16 protein-coding genes are annotated in these 22,098 nt (G+C 55.0%); 4 read left to right on the plus strand and 12 right to left on the minus strand.

The features are described from left to right. Positions 1 to 3: 3 nt before the first annotated feature. Positions 4 to 528, plus strand: coding sequence for a hypothetical protein (locus ACERI1_RS15815; RefSeq protein ID WP_373619426.1), 525 nt, complete (start codon positions 4 to 6; stop codon positions 526 to 528). Continuing rightward, a complete protein-coding gene (locus ACERI1_RS15820) occupies positions 525 to 2,297 on the plus strand; it encodes a ThiF family adenylyltransferase (RefSeq protein WP_373619427.1) in 1,773 nt (590 codons plus the stop codon). Before ACERI1_RS15815 ends, ACERI1_RS15820 begins: the two co-directional genes overlap by 4 nt. 252 nt (positions 2,298 to 2,549) lie before the next feature. On the opposite strand, the gene ACERI1_RS15825 is transcribed toward ACERI1_RS15820, so the two are convergent. From ACERI1_RS15825 to ACERI1_RS15875, 11 genes are all read right to left on the minus strand, one after another. Then, on the minus strand, positions 2,550 to 3,815 hold the full coding sequence (locus ACERI1_RS15825; protein WP_373619428.1) for a hypothetical protein: 1,266 nt from the start codon (positions 3,813 to 3,815) through the stop codon (positions 2,550 to 2,552). A 354-nt stretch (positions 3,816 to 4,169) separates the two neighbouring features. Next, on the minus strand, positions 4,170 to 7,154 hold the full coding sequence (locus ACERI1_RS15830) for a TraM recognition domain-containing protein (RefSeq protein ID WP_373619429.1): 2,985 nt from the start codon (positions 7,152 to 7,154) through the stop codon (positions 4,170 to 4,172). Between the two features lie 34 nt (positions 7,155 to 7,188). Next, positions 7,189 to 8,337, minus strand: coding sequence for a hypothetical protein (locus ACERI1_RS15835; RefSeq protein WP_373619430.1), 1,149 nt, complete (start codon positions 8,335 to 8,337; stop codon positions 7,189 to 7,191). After that, positions 8,330 to 11,641 (minus strand): VirB4 family type IV secretion system protein, encoded by a 3,312-nt coding sequence (locus tag ACERI1_RS15840; RefSeq protein ID WP_373619431.1) that lies wholly within the window; start codon positions 11,639 to 11,641, stop codon positions 8,330 to 8,332. Before ACERI1_RS15840 ends, ACERI1_RS15835 begins: the two co-directional genes overlap by 8 nt. A 5-nt stretch (positions 11,642 to 11,646) precedes the next feature. Then, positions 11,647 to 12,852, minus strand: a complete 1,206-nt coding sequence (locus tag ACERI1_RS15845) for a hypothetical protein (RefSeq protein WP_373619432.1) — start codon at positions 12,850 to 12,852, stop codon at positions 11,647 to 11,649. Further along, entirely contained in the window at positions 12,852 to 13,727 is an 876-nt protein-coding gene (locus tag ACERI1_RS15850; protein ID WP_373619433.1) for a hypothetical protein, read from the minus strand. The genes ACERI1_RS15845 and ACERI1_RS15850 overlap by 1 nt, the downstream gene beginning before the upstream one ends. Next, a complete protein-coding gene (locus tag ACERI1_RS15855; protein ID WP_373619434.1) occupies positions 13,724 to 15,478 on the minus strand; it encodes a hypothetical protein in 1,755 nt (584 codons plus the stop codon). Before ACERI1_RS15855 ends, ACERI1_RS15850 begins: the two co-directional genes overlap by 4 nt. A 36-nt stretch (positions 15,479 to 15,514) precedes the next feature. Continuing rightward, positions 15,515 to 15,970, minus strand: coding sequence for a pilin (locus ACERI1_RS15860; protein WP_373619435.1), 456 nt, complete (start codon positions 15,968 to 15,970; stop codon positions 15,515 to 15,517). Between the two features lie 334 nt (positions 15,971 to 16,304). Further along, complete coding sequence (locus ACERI1_RS15865; RefSeq protein ID WP_373619436.1) at positions 16,305 to 17,147, minus strand: tyrosine-type recombinase/integrase; 843 nt, start codon at positions 17,145 to 17,147, stop codon at positions 16,305 to 16,307. A 72-nt stretch (positions 17,148 to 17,219) separates the two neighbouring features. Continuing rightward, the gene (locus ACERI1_RS15870; RefSeq protein WP_373619437.1) at positions 17,220 to 17,534 is read right to left on the minus strand and encodes a hypothetical protein; all 315 of its coding nucleotides are present in this window, start codon (positions 17,532 to 17,534) and stop codon (positions 17,220 to 17,222) included. Next, on the minus strand, positions 17,531 to 17,695 hold the full coding sequence (locus ACERI1_RS15875; protein WP_373619440.1) for a hypothetical protein: 165 nt from the start codon (positions 17,693 to 17,695) through the stop codon (positions 17,531 to 17,533). The genes ACERI1_RS15870 and ACERI1_RS15875 overlap by 4 nt, the downstream gene beginning before the upstream one ends. Before the next feature lie 131 nt (positions 17,696 to 17,826). On the opposite strand from ACERI1_RS15875, the gene ACERI1_RS15880 reads away from it, so the two are divergent. Further along, positions 17,827 to 19,629: a DUF262 domain-containing protein gene (locus ACERI1_RS15880; RefSeq protein WP_373619442.1), complete on the plus strand. Its 1,803-nt coding sequence runs from the start codon at positions 17,827 to 17,829 to the stop codon at positions 19,627 to 19,629. Positions 19,630 to 19,826: 197 nt separating this feature from the next. Then, positions 19,827 to 20,837 (plus strand): restriction endonuclease, encoded by a 1,011-nt coding sequence (locus ACERI1_RS15885; RefSeq protein ID WP_373619443.1) that lies wholly within the window; start codon positions 19,827 to 19,829, stop codon positions 20,835 to 20,837. A gap of 100 nt (positions 20,838 to 20,937) precedes the next feature. On the opposite strand, the gene ACERI1_RS15890 is transcribed toward ACERI1_RS15885, so the two are convergent. Continuing rightward, positions 20,938 to 22,029, minus strand: a complete 1,092-nt coding sequence (locus tag ACERI1_RS15890; RefSeq protein ID WP_373619444.1) for a hypothetical protein — start codon at positions 22,027 to 22,029, stop codon at positions 20,938 to 20,940. Between the last annotated feature and the right edge of the window lie 69 nt (positions 22,030 to 22,098).

Genomic DNA, 22,098 nt, shown 5'->3' on the forward strand with positions numbered 1-22,098 from the left:
TCAGTGAACGACAACCCTGACAGAACGGAAGCGGACCAACCCCTGAACGACGAGTGGCCGGACCCCTATATTCCCGCGAACCACGAGAAGTTCAACGACAAGTTCCGAAACGGACTGCGCCACCTCCAGAATCGCTTGGAAGACCCGATGGTCCGTCCGGTGGCGTTCGGCCGGAACCAGAACACAGTCTACATCGTGCTCAACGAAGTCGAGCTCGATGCCGACCTCTGGAAGGAGGACACGACGGACGTTTACATGAGCGTCCCCGTAAACTTCGGAACCGGGATACCCTATGGGTTCGTCACACACCCGCCCGTGAACCGTACGGACGGCAAGCCAGTGAGCCGTCAGCATCGCGGGAGACCCGATGCTCAACCGCTGGCGGACGCCCTCGGCGTATCCAACAGTGACCTCTCGTGGTGGTCCTACAAGTGGAAGGGTATGACTGTCAGCGACGGCACGGACATGACCAAAGGCATCGGCATCATCCGCCGCCGCCTCTCCGAAAAGGAGGGCCATAACGCATGAGTGGTGACGATTCAACCGCGAACGGAGGTGACGGCGCATCCTCCTTCGGGGGTAACTACACAAACGAAGAGGGTGGCGAAGCCATCTCCGACAAGACCGGCACTGAGGGCAAAACCCGGAAACCAGAACCCGACCGACTCGCCGCATTACATGGCCGTGAAACGGTGAATGCAACGGTCGGCGCTGATGAAGTACACCTGTCGATGACTCGTGAGCGGTGCCGGGAACTCCGCGAGATTCTATACCCGCACCCCGAGCACCCCCACGCTGAACTTGGCGAACGCGGGGTCATCGGAATAATCGTGCCGAGTACGGGCCGAAACCGAACCACGTTCGTCCTCCGCGAACTCGTTATCCCCGACCCAGAGTTTGAGGTCGGAGATCGTGGCCACGACGACCCGTGCGATATCTACGAGGAAGGAACCGGGTTCGACAAACGGTTTTGGTTCGACACCTCCTACCGAAGTCGAGCGACCGATGAGGCGGCTGCGCTCGAATCCGACCGAGCTGGTCTCGTGTACTTCCACACCCACGGGCCGGGCGTCGGTGTCGAACCGAGTCAACCCGATATCGATGGGGCCGAACGTGACTACCGACTCCACCGCCGCCACTTTCACGATGACAGCCCTATGCTGAAGGCCATCGTCTCGGCAAGTAGCGGTACAATCGACCGGACCGACGAGGAAGCCTACCTCCCGGAAGCTAACCAGCTTCGCTGGCATGTCCGTTCGTTCCGGCCGGACGAGCCTGACGAACCCGTGCGCGCTGGTGCAGTTCGAGTCGTTGGTCCACGCGTCGAAAAACATTCAACTGATACCCGTCCTGACGGGCCAGCAGGTGCCGGAGGGACACCCCAATACGCCACGCAGAACTCAACGGAGCAACTGTGGGGCGAACCAGGCCAGCGAATCCTTGCAGGCCTCCGAGTCGGCCTCGTCGGCTGTGGCGGTGTCGGGTCGATACTCTCTGAACACATCGCCCGTCTCGGTGCTGGCGAGATGGTCGTTGCCGACTTCGACAACATCGAGTATGGGAACTTGAACCGGGCGCAAGGAGCGACCGAAACGGACGCTCGACTCGAACGCTCGAAGGCTGAAGTCGCAGGCGAACTCGCCATGGAGAGCGCGACCGCGGACGACTTCGAGGTCCGCGTCGTTGAAGGGAGCATCATCGAAGAAAACCCTGAGGACGCTGTAGTTCCGGCCCTCCTTGACTGCGACATCATCATCAACGCAGCAGATAACGCATGGGCACGGACCGTCCTCGACGACCTCGCCTACGCACACCTCATCCCCGTCATCACGGGTGGCACCATTCTTCGGATGGACGACGGCGGGACGCTATCCCAGAGCGCAAAATCGGAAGTGATGGTCACTGGACCGGGTCACGTCTGCATGGAGTGCGCGTACGTCTACAATCAGGACGACGTATCGACTGCCATGCGGCCGCCTGATGTTCGAGGCGACGGCGCCTACGTCCGGGGTGGCGTGGACCCGGACGACCAACCTCGCGCCCCGTCAGTCATCGGGGCGAACGCGACAGTCGCCGGAATGATAGAGTACCGGCTAAAGGGACTTGCCCTCGGTGTCACTGAACGCGTCGTCGGCGTTCAACGGCATTTCCCCCGTACCGGGTTAATGGAGTGGGGTCCGACAGAAGAGTGCAAGGACTCGTGTGGACGGACAAAGAGTAATCATCTTGGGATGGGCGATGCGTTCGACCTCCCAACAGGGACCGACCCAGATCTCGCGTACCACCGCGAATCCTAGATCCTTTCCCGACTTTCAAATTTTTGAGGTGGCATTGTGTTAGAACGCAAACAAGCTGTCACTTAGCACCGGCTCAACCCCGCGTTCACTCGATCGGCCAGAATGCGGAATTCGTTGGCTCAAAGTCTACTGGCCCCGCCGCCGTACCGCATTTTCAATAGAGAAAATTGTTCAGTTCGCAGACTTACTTACCAATCGGGTGTCCCTATCATAGCTTACTCTGAATTGAAGAAACGATCCTCCCAACGATTGTTATTTGGAGCTATCGCCGAATAATCGTCCCCACAGAGAGGATGTCTCTGAAGCGGTATCACAATCGGACGTCGTCCCGGCTTGTTCTTCTCGAGTCTGCTTGATCTCTCGGTCACGCTCTGCAAGTTCGGTTTTGAGATCGTCGATCGTGGCCTCGAGCTGCTCGATACGCTCATTTTTCTGTTCGAGCGTGGTCTCCAGTTCGTCGACACGGTCGGTCAACAGTCGGTTCTTCTCGACCAGATACGCACGGTTCCTATTCCGTTCCGATTCGCCACGGCTGGCAGTGGTCGACGACTCGCTCGTTCTGGGAACAGATTCGGTTGCTGTCTCTCGAGTGTCCGGGTCGTAGAACTCGGAGGTACTCGAAATCGCTCGTTCGATGGTCTTTTCGCCATATGTAGAGCCATCTGCATAGTGGACTTCGTCCCACTTGTCTCGAAGCAGTCCCGATTGGCGGAAGAGCCGGTCCATCTGCTGCTGATCCCCGCCAGTCCAGAACGCCAACAAACAACACAGCGCCATATCTGCTTCCGACTGACTCTCATAACCAGCAGTCGAGCCACGCCACAACCGCTCGAACTTCTCACCGTTTGACGCATTCTGCGCTCGCTCAAGCAGCTCTTGGTCCTCGAGGTCGACGTTGGTATCGGCTGCGCTGATCGTCGTTGTTGTCTGCTCATCAGTGGTGCTATAGGTCCCGGATTTGTGCTCTGAGTCCGGCTTAGAATCTTGGACGTACTCACGATGGATCGCTACCAGCGCGTCCTGCCGACGTGCAACGCGAGGTGGTGTGTCCTCGAGGCGGTCGCAAGTCACGGTGAAAAACCGAGCAGTGTCGTATAGTTCGATGCTGCCACGGCGGTTCCGTCCATCTGGGAGTTCTCCCCTGATGAGTACATGGAACCCAGTACCCGACGGAGAGATCTCCGTATAAGAATCGAGTCGCTCGATGATGTCCAGTGCTGTGTCGTCGACGTCATCGCTTTCGGGATCTCGACAGTCATCCAGATCCACGCCGACGATGGGATCGTCGTCGGTAAAGACGAAGCCGATGCCATCGGCGTTCTCCGTGCCGGCGTACTCGAGGGCTGTCTCGAACGACGCCCATGTTTCGGGATCCGTCGATGACGCGAACGCACCACTCCCTGGCGTCACTGGTATCTTCGTCGGCTTCCCATCTCGAGGTTCTTCTTTCCAGCAGACCCACTGGTCGCGCTCACGTAGTTCCTCGGGGAGTACCGAGACAGTGCTCTCAGACATCATCGATCGACCTCGTAATATGCGTCCAGTTGGACATCGTGCATCCACTATCACGATGCTGACAAACACACCGACATCCAGTGGGCTGTTCGCTACCCTGTCCAACGGGGGCTACCCCTTCTATACTAGTTGGTTTTGACCCGGGATTTACCCTGAACACTGCTCCCGTGATGCGGTTTTTACCCTGAACACGGGTGGAGGGTTTACTCTGAACATTTGTTTTACCCTGAACAGAGTGTAGTATGAAGCCCAAACCAAGGCCCTGATGACTATACGCGCCTGATTTGTGATTTGATTTCTGAGTCAGTTGCTCATGTGATTCACTTGACCCATATTTGTTCATAGTTCTGATATAACTCATTGATCAAGCAGCTGGGAGCCCCCTGGTGTCAGGTCGATACCGGTGTAGACTGTCACCAAATCATCGCCGTTTTCTCTGACACGGCCACTTTCATATTCGACGACGTTCCCGAGCTTCCGACTGAACCAGACTGAGTTTAGTCCGTCAATATCGTGCTGATCAGTCCAGACCGAGTACGCCTGAAACAGCGTTTCCTTTGGGACTTGCGCTCCATCAGCTTCTCTGATGTACATCGCTGCGAACGCCTCGATACCGTCACCACTCGGATCGATCCCCTCCGACCCATCCGTTGGTGGGCTAGACCCCGTCGATGGTGTCTCCTCATCGGCATCCATCGATATTGTAGCCTGTGCGTGCTCACTAGTGGCGGCGTCCGGCCACAAGTCCTCCTCGTCTGGGTTCTCGGAGAGTGTATACAGTTCCCCCTGCTGGAATATTTTGGGAGCACCGTCCTCCGGGAGCACTAGCACAATGTAGCTGTCGCGCGAATAGTCCGCATCTGGGAGTTCGATATCGGGAATGAACGGTCGCTTGATCGGCGTCCACTCCGTCTCGAACTCGTCTTTCGAGTCGTAGACGCGAGTCTCGCCGGGTTTGTGGACGGTGTACTGTCCGGTTTCGTGGTCGTAGCTGTAGTAGGCCGGGACGCCGTCTTTCGAGAGCGGCCCCTCGTCTGGAACACGGGCGAACTCCGTTTCACCGTCTGAGAGTACACGCTCACCGTCGTCACGCGTCCAGACTGTCCGATTCGTGTCGGCCGTCCGGGGGCGAACGGCGGTTACCCCACCGTGGGCGGTCGCCCCACCGCCGAAGGTCACGACCTCGTCGCAGTTATAGAACTGCTCGGTGCCGTCTGCTCGCTCTCGTAGTGGCGGCGAGAGAATATTCTCGAGTCGCGTCGCCCACTCTGTCTCGGGGTCACCGGGCCGGACGACGAAGAGCGGGACGCGATCAGCTTCGTGCGCTCGTGTGAGGTTCTGCAAGACTTTTGCAGGTCGGTCAGGCGTCGTCGTCTCGGCCTCGATGTTGAACACGACGTCGTGGTCTGGGTGCGTCGCGGTGGCGTCGGGTTGTTCGCTCCCATCCTGTTCGAGAACATCGACGCTGAATCCGCGCTCGGTGAGTGCCCGCTCGGTATCCATAAGCACCGCATCGTGGTCGGATCCGCCTGCCGATTCGACAGCCCCCGTTTCGGGCTGTACCTCCGTTTCCCCATGGTCGGAGAGCCGCGTCACGATGTCGTCATCCTGTAGCTCGACCTCGATCAACCGCGACGCGTCACGTACATCGGGGAGGTCCTCGTACTCGTAGTCGATGTCTGCTTGGCTATTCTCGAGGCGGATCAAGAGTTCCTCGTCGACGGCGGTGACATCCACCCAGCCATTCTCGTCTCGAACGCCCTCCCGTAGCTGCATCGCTCGAACCGCTTCGGCCATTGTCTCACCCAGTATCTTCGTCGGGTTGGCGGCTTCATTGGCATCGCTGTAGATGAGGTTCTGGAGGATCTCTGCGTCCGTTAGCGGGTCAGTTCCGTAGCGCTCTAAACTCTGTTCGATGATATCATCGACAGTCTCAGTCGACCGAAGCGGTGGATACGGCGGGAACGAGTTGATGAGGACCGGCTCAGAATAGCGCCCACCCTCGAGCGGAAGTTTCGTCCAGGCCTTGTACTGATCAGTCGAGATCAAATTCTCTGCCGTGTAACCCTGAAACCGCTTCATCAGCAGTTGGGCGTCGTCGACGTCGTTGACCGAGAAGGCAAGAAGGTTATCACAGTTGTTCTGCATCGCTTTCAGCGTATCCTCATCAAACTGCGAGGGGTACTGGGAAGCGAGCGTCACCGATAGTCGCATCGAGCGAGCACGGGCCAGCATCGACTCGATATCAAGATTGTCGCTAGCAATGTCGTCGAACTCGTCACACAGGACAAAATAGGGGTCTGGATCGGTATCGCGTTCGTACGACCGGTGCTGAATGGCACTCCAGAGGTTGCGCATCACACCGAGCGTGACCATCTTCTTGATATCTGTATTCTCGACGGGCGTTCGAACGATAACGATCCGATCGTTGTCGATGATGTCTCGGAAATCGATCGTACTCTCACGATGGGCAATGATCCGACGAATCACCGAATTCTCAACCCATGACTTGATCCGTTTCAGGAGGGGACGGATCGTCTCCTCCTCCATATTCGCAATCTCGAGGCAGAACTCCCTGATGTAGGGATCCTTAACGTCGAGGGCGAAATCTTCGCGCCGCTCGGCGTTGAGCAACGTGAAGTACATATCGATGATCGAGAACGGTTTCTCCGATTTCATCATCGCCCGAGCCATTGACTCGGTGATCGCCTCCATGTTGATGCCCCAGTAGTCGGAGGTGTCGAAGACCGCTTTCAGGTTCTCGACTCGGTTTTCGATCTCGTTCTCGAGTTCTTCGGTTGTCTCGCACTCGGGCACCTCGAGGAAGTTCATCCCGATCGTCTTCTCATGGGTGGTCGAACCGGGCTCAATCCAGACCACGTCCTCGAGTCGATGTTCAGGGAGTTTGCGCAGGAGCTCTCGAGAGTCTCGGCCTTTCGGATCGAAGTACGTGAAGCCATAGCCGGAGTAGGCCCACTGGACCATCATATTCAGTAGCGCTGTGGTTTTCCCGTAGCCAGTGGTGCCCGTAATCCAGATATGGCGGAAAAGCGAGTCAAAGCGGAGCGGAACTTCACGGAAGCCCCGCTGTGGGTCCTTATCGTAGCCGACCCAGAGTGGTGCAGACGGTGTCTCAACACCTGCTTCGAACATCTCGCGGACAAATGGTCCTGCAACAGTGCCCTCCTGAGCCGTTTCGGTGATAGCTTGCTTCCCTCCGATGGAACTGGTCTTCTGCTCACCGATATCGTATGTCTCGCCGAGTTGGGATTGGGGAGCCGGTGGTGAATCGAGCGGAGAGTCACCGTCACCAGTAGCTTGTGTCGCTGGCTCGGTCTTCATACCCTCTTCGGATTTGCTGCGGTCAAAGAATCGATCAAACACCATCGTGTCCTCTGTTAGTAACGTTGTGTTCAGTGGAAGCGCTGCTACTGGTGGACTGTTCGTATTGGCCGAGATCGGCAGGGGCACGGTCACCACGTCGGGTATATCGCCAGTCGATATTCGGCGTCTCAATCTCCGCATTGGGGATGTGTGCGACGCCGGCGAGTTCGTCGACTGTCATAATCATGTGCCGGTCGATCCACTCGCGATCACACATTCGCTGAACGAACTGTCGAAGCTGCGTGGCACGTTTGCGCTCTCGCCGATGCCAAACAGGGTTGTCGTCAAGGCCCTGTTCAGTGATGGCGTTGTAGTACTTCCTGAACATCCCCGCGACGCCACGAGCACGGGCCTCGGCTTCGGCCTGTTCGCTCGAGATAGCGAGGACGCGAATGTTTACGTGGAACGCCTGTTGACCACGTTGCTGTTCGATGGTTTTCGCGGCCTGTTTGTCCTTCTCGCTTGGCGGTCGCGTACGAGGGTTGAGCCAGCCGACGGATGTCCCCTGCCGAAGCGCATGGGCGAGTTCGTCGACGCTATTGTGCTTGAACCGGTCGCCGTCGGTCCACGACTGTTTCGCAGGTCGGAAGACGACCTGCGTAACGACGGTACTCTCATCGAGCGATAGCATCTCGCTCGTAATCTCGCCGTAGGGATCCGTCTCGAAGCCCTCGCTGTTGTGATGACGAATCGGATAGTAGGGGATCTTCTCCATCTCGAGCCACGCACCGGCAACGTGCTCATCAGAGTGGATGACGGGGAACGCATAGCCCTCCTCGACCGGGAAGACCTCACTGTTGGCGTAGTTGTTCCCGACACGACGGCGGAACTTGTCCGCAGCTGCCTCGGTGGCAGCGTGCATGTAGAACTTGATTTTGCCTTCGTCGAACCAGACCTCGAACGAGTGATGGTCACTCGTATTCTTCCCACGGAAGTTCGTCGTCACATCGTGGACCGACTGTAGGACTCCAGCCCCATCCGCGATACCGTTGTTCTCTTTGTAGGGTCGGATCCGAAGCAGCGTGCCTGGCGTATCCGCTTGCCGTTGGACGAACGAATCGTGTTCTCCGAAGTTGAGTTGCGTCGCCTCGTACCGTGGCGACGAGTCTATGATCGTCTTGATTTGGTTGAGCCTAGTCATGGTCTTTCGTACCACACTTGGTTTCAGTCGTATCCTCTGCAGTAGCTGACTCCCCCGATTCTCCACCATCAGGCCGGACAGACGATTTCTCACCGTCTGTCTCGAGGAAATGCTCGACGACTGCATCGAGAACCTCCTCTTTCGTGAGATCTGCCTCGAGAAGGTGTCTGACCGCATCTGCACTGAGATCGAGACGGGTTGCAAGCGCGTTGCGCTGGGCTTCGTTCTCGACGAACTCTTCGAAGGCGAGCAACTCCGCTGGCTCGTCACGAATTGCCTGCTCGATAAAGGCCTGATCCTCAGGCTCGTAGTCGATAACCCGTTTCTCGAAGTCGTCAGCAACGATATGCAGCGGGTACGTTCCGTGTTCTTCGACGCGAACGAGTGCCTGACTGTAGCCAAGGTCTTCGTTCCCAGCGTCGGCACCCCTGACGTACCGGCGCTGCTCTTCGGTTAGCCCGATCTTGTCCGCTGTCCGATCATCTAATTCAGGGAGCTTGTGGAGGACCTTGATCGGACACATGCCGATGATCTTCTCCGCCTGCTCGGTCTCGTAAAATTCCTGAGCAGTTTGGGAGAGTAATACCATCCGAAGCCCTGCATGGCGTTGGTGCCGGAACGCTGTCTCGAGGAAATCGAGATTCGCTTGGTCCTCGAAGAGATAGTGGGCTTCGTCGATCGCGAGTTCGACGTTTCGCTGAGTGTTTTTCGCCTGCTGATATATCGTTGACAGCAGCAGTTGCATCAGGAATGTCTGGCGATCGATCCCCGATGCACTCCCTTCGATTTGACCGAGGTCAATATAGACGACCTTGTTGTCGCCCTCAAGGATATCGATCTCTGAATGGTGAGAGAGGTTTTCGTAGGACCCGCCCTCACGGAATGGCTGGAACGCAATCGCGAGTTCATCTGCATACTGTGCGGCACGCTCGCGAGCGGAGTCGGATTTCGCGATATTGTGCTCGTCCGGGTTCTCAGCGATATCACAGAGGATCCGGTGGACATCCTGCATTGTCGGTGAATTCGCCGATGTGTGCGTCGAGACATCGTCCTCGACGATCCCTGCTTGCCGGTAGGCTTCGTCGATGACGTATGAGAGGACGCCCGTCTCGGTTCCGAGTTCGATATCGCGAGCGTCGAGGAAGTTCTCGAGGACAGCGTAGACCTCGTCTTTCTTCGCTGAAAGGGGCGAAATCCCGTCACTAGAGTCGAGGACGTGTTGGGGCGTCTCGCGGATTTCGAGTGGGTTGAGCTTCGTATCGCCACCGACAGTGATCGTCTTTGCGTTCAGCGCGTCTGCGATCCCGCGGAAGCCACCAACTGGATCGACGAGAACGAGCATGGTATCGGTGCGGCGTTTCATCATCCGAAGGTGGCGCATGATGTCGCCGAACGTCTTCCCAGCGCCCGGCATTCCGACGACGAGTTCACTGTGACCCGTCTCGAGCGCCCACGGGTTGATCCGGATTGGAGAGCTGTTGTGGCCGTGATAGCCGTACTCGATACCCTCGTCCATCATCAGGTAGTTCGACGAGAACGGGAACATCGCGCCGACGGCTTGGTTCGTCAGCGTCGACATGCGGTCACGGCCAAGTTCGTTCGCGCCAAGCGGTGACACTGTTGCGAGCCCGCGTTCCTGCCAGCGACTCGCAACCTTGAGCGTACAATTCGCCGGCGCATCCTTGATTATCGACCGCAGGCGCGTCGTGTGATTATCGAGTTCCTGTTGACTATCAGCGGCGAGGCGAATGAACACACCACCGCGATAGAACGATGCTTTGTTCGCACGGACGAGCGACCGCATATACTTCGCCTGATCGATGTCTGCCTGGAGATCCTCGGATTTGAGGCTATTCGAGTCATGCTGGTTGATCTTCAAATCCGAGATCCAGTCTGCCATCATGTCCTGAGCCGACTGGCTATCGAACGGATCGAGATGGATGCTGATGTCGGTCTGCAACTCCGTATCGAGTAACAGTCGCTCGAGAAGGCCATCCGGGGGTTCTTCGGGGAACTGTTCAATCCAGAACGTGCGAACGTACGTCTCGTCGTTGATCACTGCGTAAGTCGTCTCCCAATCGACCGTCGACGGTGCGACCACCGACTGGTGCATCGTCGACGTGTCTGGCAGCTGATCGCCAGTTCCGGCGGACGAGTCGTCGATAGTGTCTTCACCACGATCGCTCGAGGCCGTATCTGACGGACTGTCGTACTCAGCCATCGCATCGAGGACATCATCGGGATCGGGCGTTGCTGGGACACCGTCGCTTATCCCGTGGGAAACGACTGGGAACGTCCCGAGTGCATTCGTGATATCGGCGTACTCTTCGGGATGGCACGTCCAGTACTCCTTCGTGATCCGAGCGAGATCGTAGGCATCGAGGGGGCTGATCGAACACCGATAGAGCGACGACCCACCACGACGGAGTTGTGTGAGTCGTGACTCGAGATGTTCTTCCTTGAATTGCTCTCGCTCAGCGTCGGTCAGGTCGTCAGTTTGGAACCGACCGAAGAGCCGTCCAATAGCAGGAAGGTCAGCAAGATAGGCGAGGACACTGTCGTCCGTTTTATCGAAGTGCTCGATATCATCGTCGTTCACCGCGGTAATAAGGTAGTACTCGCGGATCGTGGTCGTCTCAGAGTCGATTTCACCGTTGTCAGTCGTATTCGCCGCAACGTATTTCTCGAGAAGCCGTTTCAACACGGGGCGTGAGCGAACATCAGCGTCAGCGAGTCGGTTCTGATGTGCACGGACGATCTCGTCGTCATCGACCTCGCGGCTAGTGACGTAGATCTTCACTGGAAAGTCGACAGTCGAGTTGGCGAACTCCGAGAGTGACTGAACAGCCTTCGCCCACGCGTCGTCGTCCTCAAGAGCCATGTTCGCGGGCTCGACTTTCATCGCCCCAACGAGTGCGCCATCCGTTCGTTCGATGGCATGCGGGTACACTCGCTGTAGGCGAGTCAGATACCGTACTTCGCTATTGTCTTCGCCGCCGTGCGTGTACTCCTTGTTCTTGATCGCCCAGCTAAGACGAGCAGCGAGCCACTCGGTGAGCCACAAATATCCGGGCTTGACCTTGTGGAGCAAGAACAGCAGCGTCGTAAGCATAAGTCCGAATCCCAGGACCGGGATTGTCAGTGCTGATGGGATGAACGTCGCTACAACGACCGTGACGAACGCGACTGCGAGAAACAGCATGAGTTCGCCGATCGTATAGCCCTGGAAAAAGGCCGTTGTGCCACCTAATGACTGGTGGATCTTTCGCGCATCATACTCGTGATCCTCAGTGTTCGTACTCATCAAACTCACCACCTCGAGACCTTCTCTTTCGTGTTTTTGAGCCCACGCTTCGCTCGAGTCGACGCCTTCTGTGTAGCTTTGCGAGCGTCATCAGCGGCCTTATCGCGCATCCGTCCTGTCTTCGACTTCCGCAAGTTGTTGTAGCGGCCGGCGTGATCCTTCGTTGAGCGAGCCGAGGAGCCAAGCTTGTACGCTTTCGAATTGCCGCTCTGGAGCGTCGTCTGGCCGCTTTTCGTGATGGCACCAATCTGGTTATCTGCGTATCCACGGTGGACGTTTCGGGCTCCACGGACAGCTTTTCCAGAGGTCCGTTTTGCCTTTGCAGCGCCAGCTTTGGCCGCTGCAGGATTCGTTGCAGTAGCCCCTTTCTGGGCGATCGTCCGCATAGCTGGGCTACTCCAGTAGACCGTCATGACCATCGCAATAATCGCTGCAGGAATCAGTGCAAGTCCGACAAACACGGAGTAAATCCCTTCAAACGTAGTGTTCAGGTCAATTGCCCAGCCGATTCGAAATAAGACCGCTGCTGGAAGCCCCGCAAGCACCAGCCCTGGATAAATCCCAGCGACACGACGTGCCATGTTGGATGCTGGAGTGAATGGCCAAATCTCGAGCGCCCAGAGAACACCCAACAATGGCATAACTGGTGTCAGGACAAGGATCCCAATTTCTCGGAAAGCAACAATAAATCCAGCTACGACGAGTGCCACATTGGACAATACGACCATCGCAAGAATGGCGAAGATTCCTCCCAGTGCTCCTTTGATCAGCCCCTCGAAATTTGCAGTCATGTCGTCAATTGGAGCAATTGTCATTCCGACTGCGTCGATAAATTGCAACGGGATAGAGACTAGAGGGAACCAGACGAATGTCGCCATAAATACAAGCCCTAGCCGCCGCAGGAGTCGTTTCCGCCGATACTCGCTAATCGAGCCTGCCCGAAGCCCGATAAATGCGAAGGCAACGATTAGAATCATAATAGTCAGAGGCATCACATACTTCAGATAGACATCTTGGTATATACTAGCCCAAGGCTCATTATCTGGCGTTCCGATAACCATATATCCCGAATCAGATGTCGGTGCTGGAACACCAACGATCGGAGATAGGATGCCCTCATAAATGGTGTTCATGAGTCCAAGGAGCATCTCTGTCATATCCTCGACGACATCCTCGATTGCTCCCTTGACCTCTTCTCTTAGCCATGCCATCAGAGATCACCATCCTCTGACAAGGAGTCGTCTGAACTGTTATCGATAATAGTGAGATCGCACGACTGGTCTGTACCACCATATCTAATCTGTTGAGAATACGAGTGATTCTCACCAACTTGGACGATAGCCGTCACAGTTAGAGATTCAATCCCAAGTTCTCCACAATCAACAGAGCTATGTGGACTCTCGGTTCGATAAATTCTCCCACCGGAATATACCGTGGTAGTCTCACCGGGCGGTAAGAGCGTTTCGTGGTAGTACGATTTGGTCTCAGTCGAAAGGAGATTATTGATTGGCGCTCCTGTCCATTGGATCTCAGTGAGCAGCGACGGGATATTCCCCTTATTCTCAATTAAGACGGCTGCATTTTTGTCCCAGACAGGCGAATTCTTGTCCCAATCCATGTCGGGATTCTCTGCTGCCCACAGCACATCCGTAATCGTACACTCAGCCTCGAGCGTGATTGTTGTCGTATCGACCTGCTCGTCTCCATCGAGAGCAACCAGTTCGTAGTCCCCAGTGGGCACACTGTCCTCATAGCGACCGAGAATTTCGAATGATGTCGTGGTCTCACCGGTCGCGAGGCGTTGTTGATCAAACAACTCGCCGTTCGGATCGATGAGGTTGATGAACTCAACTGACGCATCATCGGCAACCTCGATCTTGAGAGTTGTGTCACCCATCTCGACAGAGGCGAAGACGTCACTTCCTTCCGCGCTAATTCCGTTGCCATCCGTGCTGTTACTGCTGTTTGATGGGTCTGTGGACGTGTCCGACGTACAGCCGGCAAGGGCGGCTGTGCTCACACCAAGGCTAGCAAGGACTGCTCGGCGAGCGATACCACTGTCGTCTCGATTGGTATTTTCTGTCATGGATGGTCTCGTAGTCCAAGGACCGCACCGCCAGTCAGGTAGTCAAAGCCGTAGACAGCCAGAGCGACCGGGAGGAACCAGAGCAGCGTCACGAGGAACAGCTGGACAAGCTTCTGGAACTTGGGGTAGTTCGGAGGAACCGTCGCCCGATCCTCGGCTGCTGAGTACAACTGATCGGCACGCCACCAGTCTGCGGGAACGTACTGGCCATCGATGAGCGACGACGGCTGCTTCTCGAGCTCAAGAACGGCAATTCCACTCGCGTTCAGTGCAGCCGATTGGCTTCCGATTTTGACTCTCCCAGTCGTGATCGGATCACCGGTCGTCGTCTCCGTGACGGTTGCCTGAACGAGCGTTCCCGACGAGTTTGCCTCGAGAACCGTCAACTCGAGGGTTGTGTCACGAACGGTTCCGTTGTCGGTGACCGAAATCGTCTCTGACTGGCCACGAACGATTCCGTGGACAGTCACCTCGTCGAAGGTCGCTGCTGGAAGCGTCTCTGATCGGACAGCGATCGACGTCGCATTCGTATAGTTGTCAACCGTCGGAATGGCGATCTCGCTTGGAAGGGACGGGCCAGCGTGTTTGCTCCCCCACGCCTCTTCGATCACTAGCGGTGGCTCGGCATCCTCTGTTGCCTTGCTCGGCATATCCGGTTGTTTCTGCGTGGGGATAGCATGGAGTTGTGCCGGACGAACGGACGAATTCGTCCGAGTCGTCTCTGTTTCCGTCCGAGACACCATCGTCCGCCAGCCGTCGACTCCCGCCGAATAGAACCGCCAGTTTCCACGCAAGCGCGCATCACTGCTAACATCGATTGCCGACCAGCGAGTTCCCGGATGGATAACAACACCAGTGTGAGTCGCATCGCTCTCGAATGCAACACGCTTCCCGCCTCTGTCGTTGATCTGTGTGACAACTGCGTGGCGGGAGTCAGTCGCTGTTACCTGTTCGGTTGGATAGTCGACCTCTGTCTCCCATGACCCCTCACAAGATCCGATCGTGCTATTGTAATTCGTGCACGTCCGGGTTTCATGCCGAAGGCGAGCGGTAACTGTCGCTTCAACGGTCAGATTCTGCGCTCCCGACAGTCCCCGATACTCGAGCGTGGAGCGATGGCCACGATCAGCGTCGAGTACCCAACTATCTGTCTGTAGGACAACCGTGTCAACGGCAGTGTCAGCAATTGACCAGTGATGGCGGACAGAGCCGCTCGTGTCATCGTCTGGGACACGGACCCGGTAATCGGCTATCGCAAGGACCTCGCCGTCTGGCATAATGTACCGCGCCGACGTGTTCCCCGAGTGCAGCACCGTCGACGGCTGGACTGCAACGATGCTCGTGTACGCATCCCGGATGTAGAGCCCATCCTCGAGGTGTGCCCGTTCTGGATGGACAGAGGTTTTCTCACCACCAGGGTCAAAGTCTTGGAGATCACCGCTGTTCCACCTCTCGACATCGTCGATTGGTTTCTCGAACGGGACGTCCGTCGACCCTGCAAGCCGGGTCGAAAACTCCGGCGCAGAGGAAATTGTGTCCCCGAATTCCTCGCTCGAGCGGTTTTGCTGATCGAGGTCGTCTGACCACAACAGCGGGAATCGTGTCTCGTTCACGCCGTAATCTGGCCCATCCGCAGGGATCGCTGGACTCGAATTCGGCTCGGCAACAGCGACACCGACAGCCAAGAACACAGCGCCTCCGCTTGCGACGAGAAGCATGAGGGCAACGTCGATCACACGTGGTGTGGTCATTGGGATGCAGGCAACCGCAGGCTCTGTTCTGATGGGTCAGAATGGTTTGACACAGTCTGAGAAGCCGAATCCCATCTGACTTCCAACCTTGTCAATCAGTTCAGGTGAGATCAGCGCGAGGACGATGATCCCGAACCCGACACCCGACATCACGAGTCTCTCTTTGGCCTGATTCTTCTTTTCGGGATTCCCACCGGCACGCATGTACGAGAGGCCAGCTCGACCGACGTAGAATCCCGTTGCTGGAAGACCGAGACCAGCAACAGCTCCGAAAACGATGCCAATGCCGGTCTCGACACCGGTTCCACAGTAGACGTCACCCACATTCGACTGGGCAGCTGCTGACCCGGAAGCGAGGGCGATGAAGGCCAGCCAGACTGTGAGTGAGGTCACTGCCGGCACGACTCGCCTACACGCTTGTCGGAACCCAGCCAACAAATCAGGGCATTCAGTCGACGCATCTGACGACTTACGCGGTGAATTAGTATTCATTAGTGTAACGGTCTGTATGGAATGTTTCGAACAGCGCCTCGAGAGCCACACTAACGGGGGCTGCTTCAGTTCGATCGCTCACCTCACCTCGAGGACTCCGAGAACGAGTCTCGTCGAAGGGCGTCTGCTTGACCAGTCCGTCTTGGGACCTAGTAGGCGGATGTGGCTCGGGTTGTGGGAGGACTGATACTGCGTCGATCAGTTGGACCAAGCCACTCATAGTGTCTGCATTTTGCATGGTTCATTCACCATGGGAGTTGAACACACAGAACACTTATTGAATATACTATATAAAAATTTCCGGTGGAACTTACTAATGGAGAGGGTTCAATCTTCAAAACCCGCTATCACTCTCAAGAGGTGCTAAAAAGAACGATAGGTGGCTGCTACGCATCGTTTGAAGGTTATTCATCGTCCGGTTGTTGGCGTCCCCGCGGATGTATTGGAGAACGCGATCGCTCATTCCCTGGTTCTGTATGAGCGTCGTGAACACCGTACGGAAGGTTTGAGGCGTGGACTTACGGTGAAAGCAGGTTTCGCCCTCGGTCATCACGTTCGCTTTGACTGCTGCTTTGCGCACTGCCCGCTGAACCTGTGTGCTGGAAACACGGTTGCCTCGAACACTCAGGAACAAATATTCCGAATCGGTGTCCGGATGAATGAACTGATATTGTTTGATGGCGTGTTTCACCTCCTCGTCGATCGGGACGACCGTCTGGCCGGCACCCTTGCGCACACGGCCGTCATCGAGCATTAGATCGCCCAGTTCGATTGAGAGTGCCTCGTGAATCCGACAACCCGTTTTCGCCAGCACGACTGCAATCGCCTTGTTCCGCGGGTCAGCGATATTGTGGGAGATTTTCTTCGCATTCTCCCCCATTGCGCAGTCCGGGCGCTCGCGAGACACCTGCGGGATCTCTTCGAGTACGACGGCGGCGGGATTGCCGGTGATCCCCTCGTACCGAGGACGCTTCATTGCCCAGCCGAAAAAGGACCTCAGCGACTCTAGGTATCGACGCTTCGTGTTCTGTGAGAGATCGCGGGCGGCGGGCGAACTGATATAGTCCTCGATGTGGCGCACTTCGACGTCTTCGAGCGCAACATCTGGGAACTCCTCGTGGAAGAACGCACATAGGGTGCGAGAGTAGGCATTGAGTGTCCGGCGACTACGTCCCATTGCCTGCTTGCGCTCGATAAAGTCATTGACTGCGTCGTGCTTGTTTTCATAAATCTTCTCGCGTGTCGCCAGTCATGCACTCACCTCTTGCCCGTCATCGAGGTCGGATGCGAGTCGCGATCCGTAGCCCTGCTTGTATTCGACTTTCCCCTGATCGGCGAGATCGAATAACTGCTCCTCGACAGCATCCTTGACAACGCCCACGAGCACTCCGCTGCTGGTGATCTCGTTCAATAGGCGCTCGAATGGTTGATAACGATCAGTGAGGAATGCGGTGACGAACTCCTCGAGCTGCTCGATCTGTAGTTGCAGCTCTTCGACTTCCGACTCGTTCTTGTCGTAGGCAAGGAATCCCTCTTGATGAAACGCACGTGCCTCCTGAATCAATTCGTAGAGGTACTTCGACCGACTCCATAGCCTTGCTCTTCTGCCTCTTCCATCCACTGTTCTGCGTGCTTGCGACTCAGGTAGATGGCGACGTAGGTCGTCTCCTCTGACAAGCCGACTTCGGTCTCCCACTCGGTCTGCTGTGGTTCTTCGTCACTCATTCGTGTCTCACAACAGACAATCACAACTGAAGACACCTAGACGTATGGATAGATAGGTCTCATATTTTGACCGTGGATATAGTGACTGTAGCGTCGTAAGAAATATCTGTATATCGTCTGATAGCAGAATCATGAAGACCCGTACCGAGACACTTGCGTCCCTGTATCAGGACGGCCTTTTCGATGTTCCCTCGTATCAACGGAGCTACTCCTGGGAAAAGTCACAATTAGAGGACTTGATTGATGACCTTCGATATCTCCCAGAGGACTCCTCCCACTTCTTTGGAAACATCATCCTTGACGAGCAGGATGACGAATACAGGACAGACAAGGGTAGACGTTTTGATAAATACGATGTTGTTGACGGTCAACAGCGCCTTACGACCGCCCTCATACTTCTCCACGTCGCCACACAGTTTGACGACGTGGTTGATGAAACTGTGTCAGAGGATAGCCTGGTTTACCCTGTTGAAGAACGACCTCGTCTATTGCCACAGGACCAAGATGAGGAGTTCTTCCGAGACAGCCTGTTCGGGGATTCAAATCTTGAAACGAAAACGCCCTCACAGGAGCGTCTCGAATTCGCATACGAGTTCTTTAAATTCCAATTTGAGGACCCCCCATCGGATATGTCCGTCCGGGAGCTATCTGAACGGTTGCGCTACGATTGCAAAATCAATATCGTAGAACTGGATGACGATTCCGAGGCAGCATCTATCTTCGAAAGTCTGAACGACCGTGGTAAGCCTCTTTCCTCGCTGGACAAGACGAAGAGTTTCCTGATGTATATGGACGACCGGTCGAGTAACCGGGGCGCACTTGAGACCAAAATCAAACAGCGGTTTGGAGGCATCTACCGCGAGCTATTCGTCCTATCAAACGGTCACGAACGAGTCAACGATTTCGATGAAGACAGTTTCCAGCGATTTCACTGGGGAATCTACGATGGTTACGATTCAGACGAGTACTACAATAGCCTCGACACCCTGAAAACCCGCCTACGGAACGACTATCGGCAGGGAGACTATGAACAGGTTCAGTCTGAAATAGACGAGTACACACAAGACCTCCGGGAAGCCTCGTCTGCCTTCTCAGCACTATTCCGACCACCACAGCGTCCCGAACCAGTCCGGGCACCGCTCAAACGTCTTCTCGAATTGGGTCGGGTCGCCAACGTCCTCCCGGTACTGATAGCGGCACAGATGGAGTACGGTGACGACGACCCCGAGAAGATGGTCAAGATTATTGAAGCATGTGAAACCCTCGCGTTCAGGGTATATGCAATAGACGGACGCCGTTCGGATACAGGACGCGGGAAACTAGTTCGTCTCGCCCACAGCATCCATACAGACGATGAATACGACTTTGAGGACGCTATCGAACGACTTGACTCCATTACCAGAAACTACACGGCGAACGAACGGTTCGTCCGGAAACTACGTGACCCAGAATTTTACGACTCAGTTACCAGTCAAGACACCCGATACCTGCTGTATCACTACGGGCAGAGTTTGGAAGCAGCGGTTGATGAGCACGTTGAGCACAACCTCTCGCAAATCCTCTCATCAGATTTCGAGGTGGAGCATATCCTCGCACGGAAGCTTGATGAAGAAGATGTTCCCGCAGACCTACGCGAAGAATTCGTTGATTACGTCCATCGACTTGGAAACCTCACGACAGCCAGCGAATACTGGAACAAGACATATGGGAACCTCCCGTTTGAGGACAAGAAGACTGCAGAAGGCGATAGGGAGAAGGCATACGAATCATCCAGCCTCCGGGTTCAGCGGGTTCTATCCGAATACGATGGGTTCGGAAAAGATGAAATCGAAGAACGCGAAGAGGAGATAATCGAGTTCGCGTTGGTAGAATGGGATGTCGAACAGCCGGAAATGAGCGGACTAGAGCGGGTTGTCAAAGAAGCAAGCGAGTGAGCTGGCGATGTCCCATCGAAATCGGTCAGTATGGCGTGAGTGCCCGGAGCGCGGTGAGAAACAGAAAGTAAAGCAAAGTGACTGGGCGACTTGCTGAAACTGCGGCGAGAACTTCCGTGTATAGTAATCTCGGACTCGTCGTAGGTGGTAGAACGTGCGAACCTTGATATTTCGAGGTTCGGAATAGTTCGGATAATATGGCTGAGCGAGCGTTCATGGTTCGCGCCGGGAATGACAACGAGTTAGTCGGGGAATTCGAGTCTCGTTCTCTGGTCGCTATCGGATGGGAGGAGTTGGGGGATGTTTCTGATGTCCGGTCATACGAGGAGATGAAAGCCCGGTTCAACTCGACTGACGAGTATTCCGAGCACAATAGTCGACGTATCGCCCAGAACGCTGGGCAGGTGAACCGGTTCGCGCTTGAGATGAAGGAGGAGCATCTGGTTCTGAGTTACGACAAGACGGAGCGCGAGTATCTCATCGGAGAGGTCACGAGCGGGTACGAGTGGAAACCAGGCGACCACCCACCGGGATATCCACACGTCAGGCGTGTCGAATGGAAGGACACCGTTTCGCGCGACGAGTTCACGACCTCAACGAAGAACACGCTCGGAAGCACGCTCACGGTGTTCTCGCTTGACGACTGCGTTGATGAAATCACGGGCGTTCTAAGTGGAGAGACACCTGATGAGAGCGAGGACGAGGAGGACACCGTACCATTCGTCGACGAGGTGGAGAATCAGGCAGATGAACTCATCTCCGACATTCTGGCGAACATGGACCCGTTCGTCTTCGAGGGACTGGTCGCCGCAGTCTTGCGAGCGATGGGGTACCACGCGAAAAAGACGCGAGACAGTCAGGACCGCGGTATCGACGTAGTCGCTCACCCCGACTCGTTGGGATTCGAAGAACCATATATCAAGGTTCAGGTCAAACGCCAACAGTCGAAGGTCGGTTCCCCGGACATGCGAGCGTTCACAGGAGCCCTTGGGAATGGTGAGCGGGGACTGTTCGTCTCGACTGGGGGATACACGAGTGAGGCGCAGGATGCTGCACGGAACGCTGAACAGCGGGTCACGCTCATTGACCGGGATGAGTTCATTGATCTCCTGATCCAGCACTACGACGACCTCGAATCCAAATATCAGGCGACAGTCCCGTTGAAGCAGGTCTATATCCCCTCACAGGACCCGCCATTAGAAGAATGATTGAAAATAAGTTAAGATGTTGTCACCACTATAGGATCGCTAAACATCTCCAATTTGTATAGAAAGTGAGTCACAGTACTGTAGATGTCTAGTCTAAACACTATGGTAATTGATCCAGGTCACGCTGGAAAAACCTAGCGCGGTCCTGTTCGATCTTACGTGTTTTCTCGTTTTCACCCTCAAAGAATTCGATGATATGCGGACAGAAGTAGTGGAATAGACCGATCAGCTCTTGGAAATCTGGTATCGTGTCGTCGGAAGCATCTAATTGGAACAACTTATATCGATTCGTAACTCGTGTTGGCCAATCACAATCAAGTCGTTTAGAGCTATTTGTGTGTCGTTGAATAAATGATTCCCGACTAGGATATTCACGTAGTGCACCATCAAGATGTATACACTTACGAAGGTCTTCAGAAAGAACGGCATGAGTGTAACGAGTGTAGTAGTCTAAGTAGTCGTTTCGCAATTCTGTTCCGACACTATAGCCGATTCCTCGTCGCGGGAGAAGTTCCTCAATTTCTAAAATCCATTCATCACCTCGGTTCTTGAATAAAAATTCTGTCTTGTCTTGAATACCTTCGTCATAACTTTTAGATCCATGGACGATCAATACTTCTGGCTCAAATGAGGAACGAACTGCCTCTAAACTCTTCGGCCCAAACCAATGACCTGCCAAGAACATCTCTTGAGCGGTATCGCGCAATCCTATAGAATGTGGATCAAATGCTACCCTGAGTTCAAAATCTCCGTTCCACTTTGAGAAAAGGTTTTGAGTGAATCGAAAGTTATAGTAAAGAGAATGAGGCATAATTAAATAATGATTTTTGTATTCCCAACCATTTTTGTTATACTCCACTGGGTATTCAACTTGTACGAGTCCAGTATCTAGATGTTCTTCTAACTCTGGATACTCTTCGATAGCTCTATTTCGCTTGATCTCTACATCAATATCCCAAAGGCCCAGTTTCTGCAACTCGTCGAAGTCTAAATCCACCCGTTTGTCAACCATCTGCTCTAATTGGGATGCATGAACTGATGGATCATCTTCTACGAGTTGTTTTAATTCATTGTATTCTTGGTCAACTTTTTCCGGCACATAATCGTCCCAAAGTAAATTGGTTCCAGAAATATTGTGCCTCTCACATAAGTCGACAACATGAGATAACTGTTCTTCGACTCGTGGATTCATTTATGTATATCACGAATCACATACATAAAATTCACTCGGTAGAACATTGATAAACGGTGCCGCTATTTT

The organism is Natrinema sp. HArc-T2, from assembly GCF_041821085.1.
GTDB lineage: Archaea > Halobacteriota > Halobacteria > Halobacteriales > Natrialbaceae > Natrinema.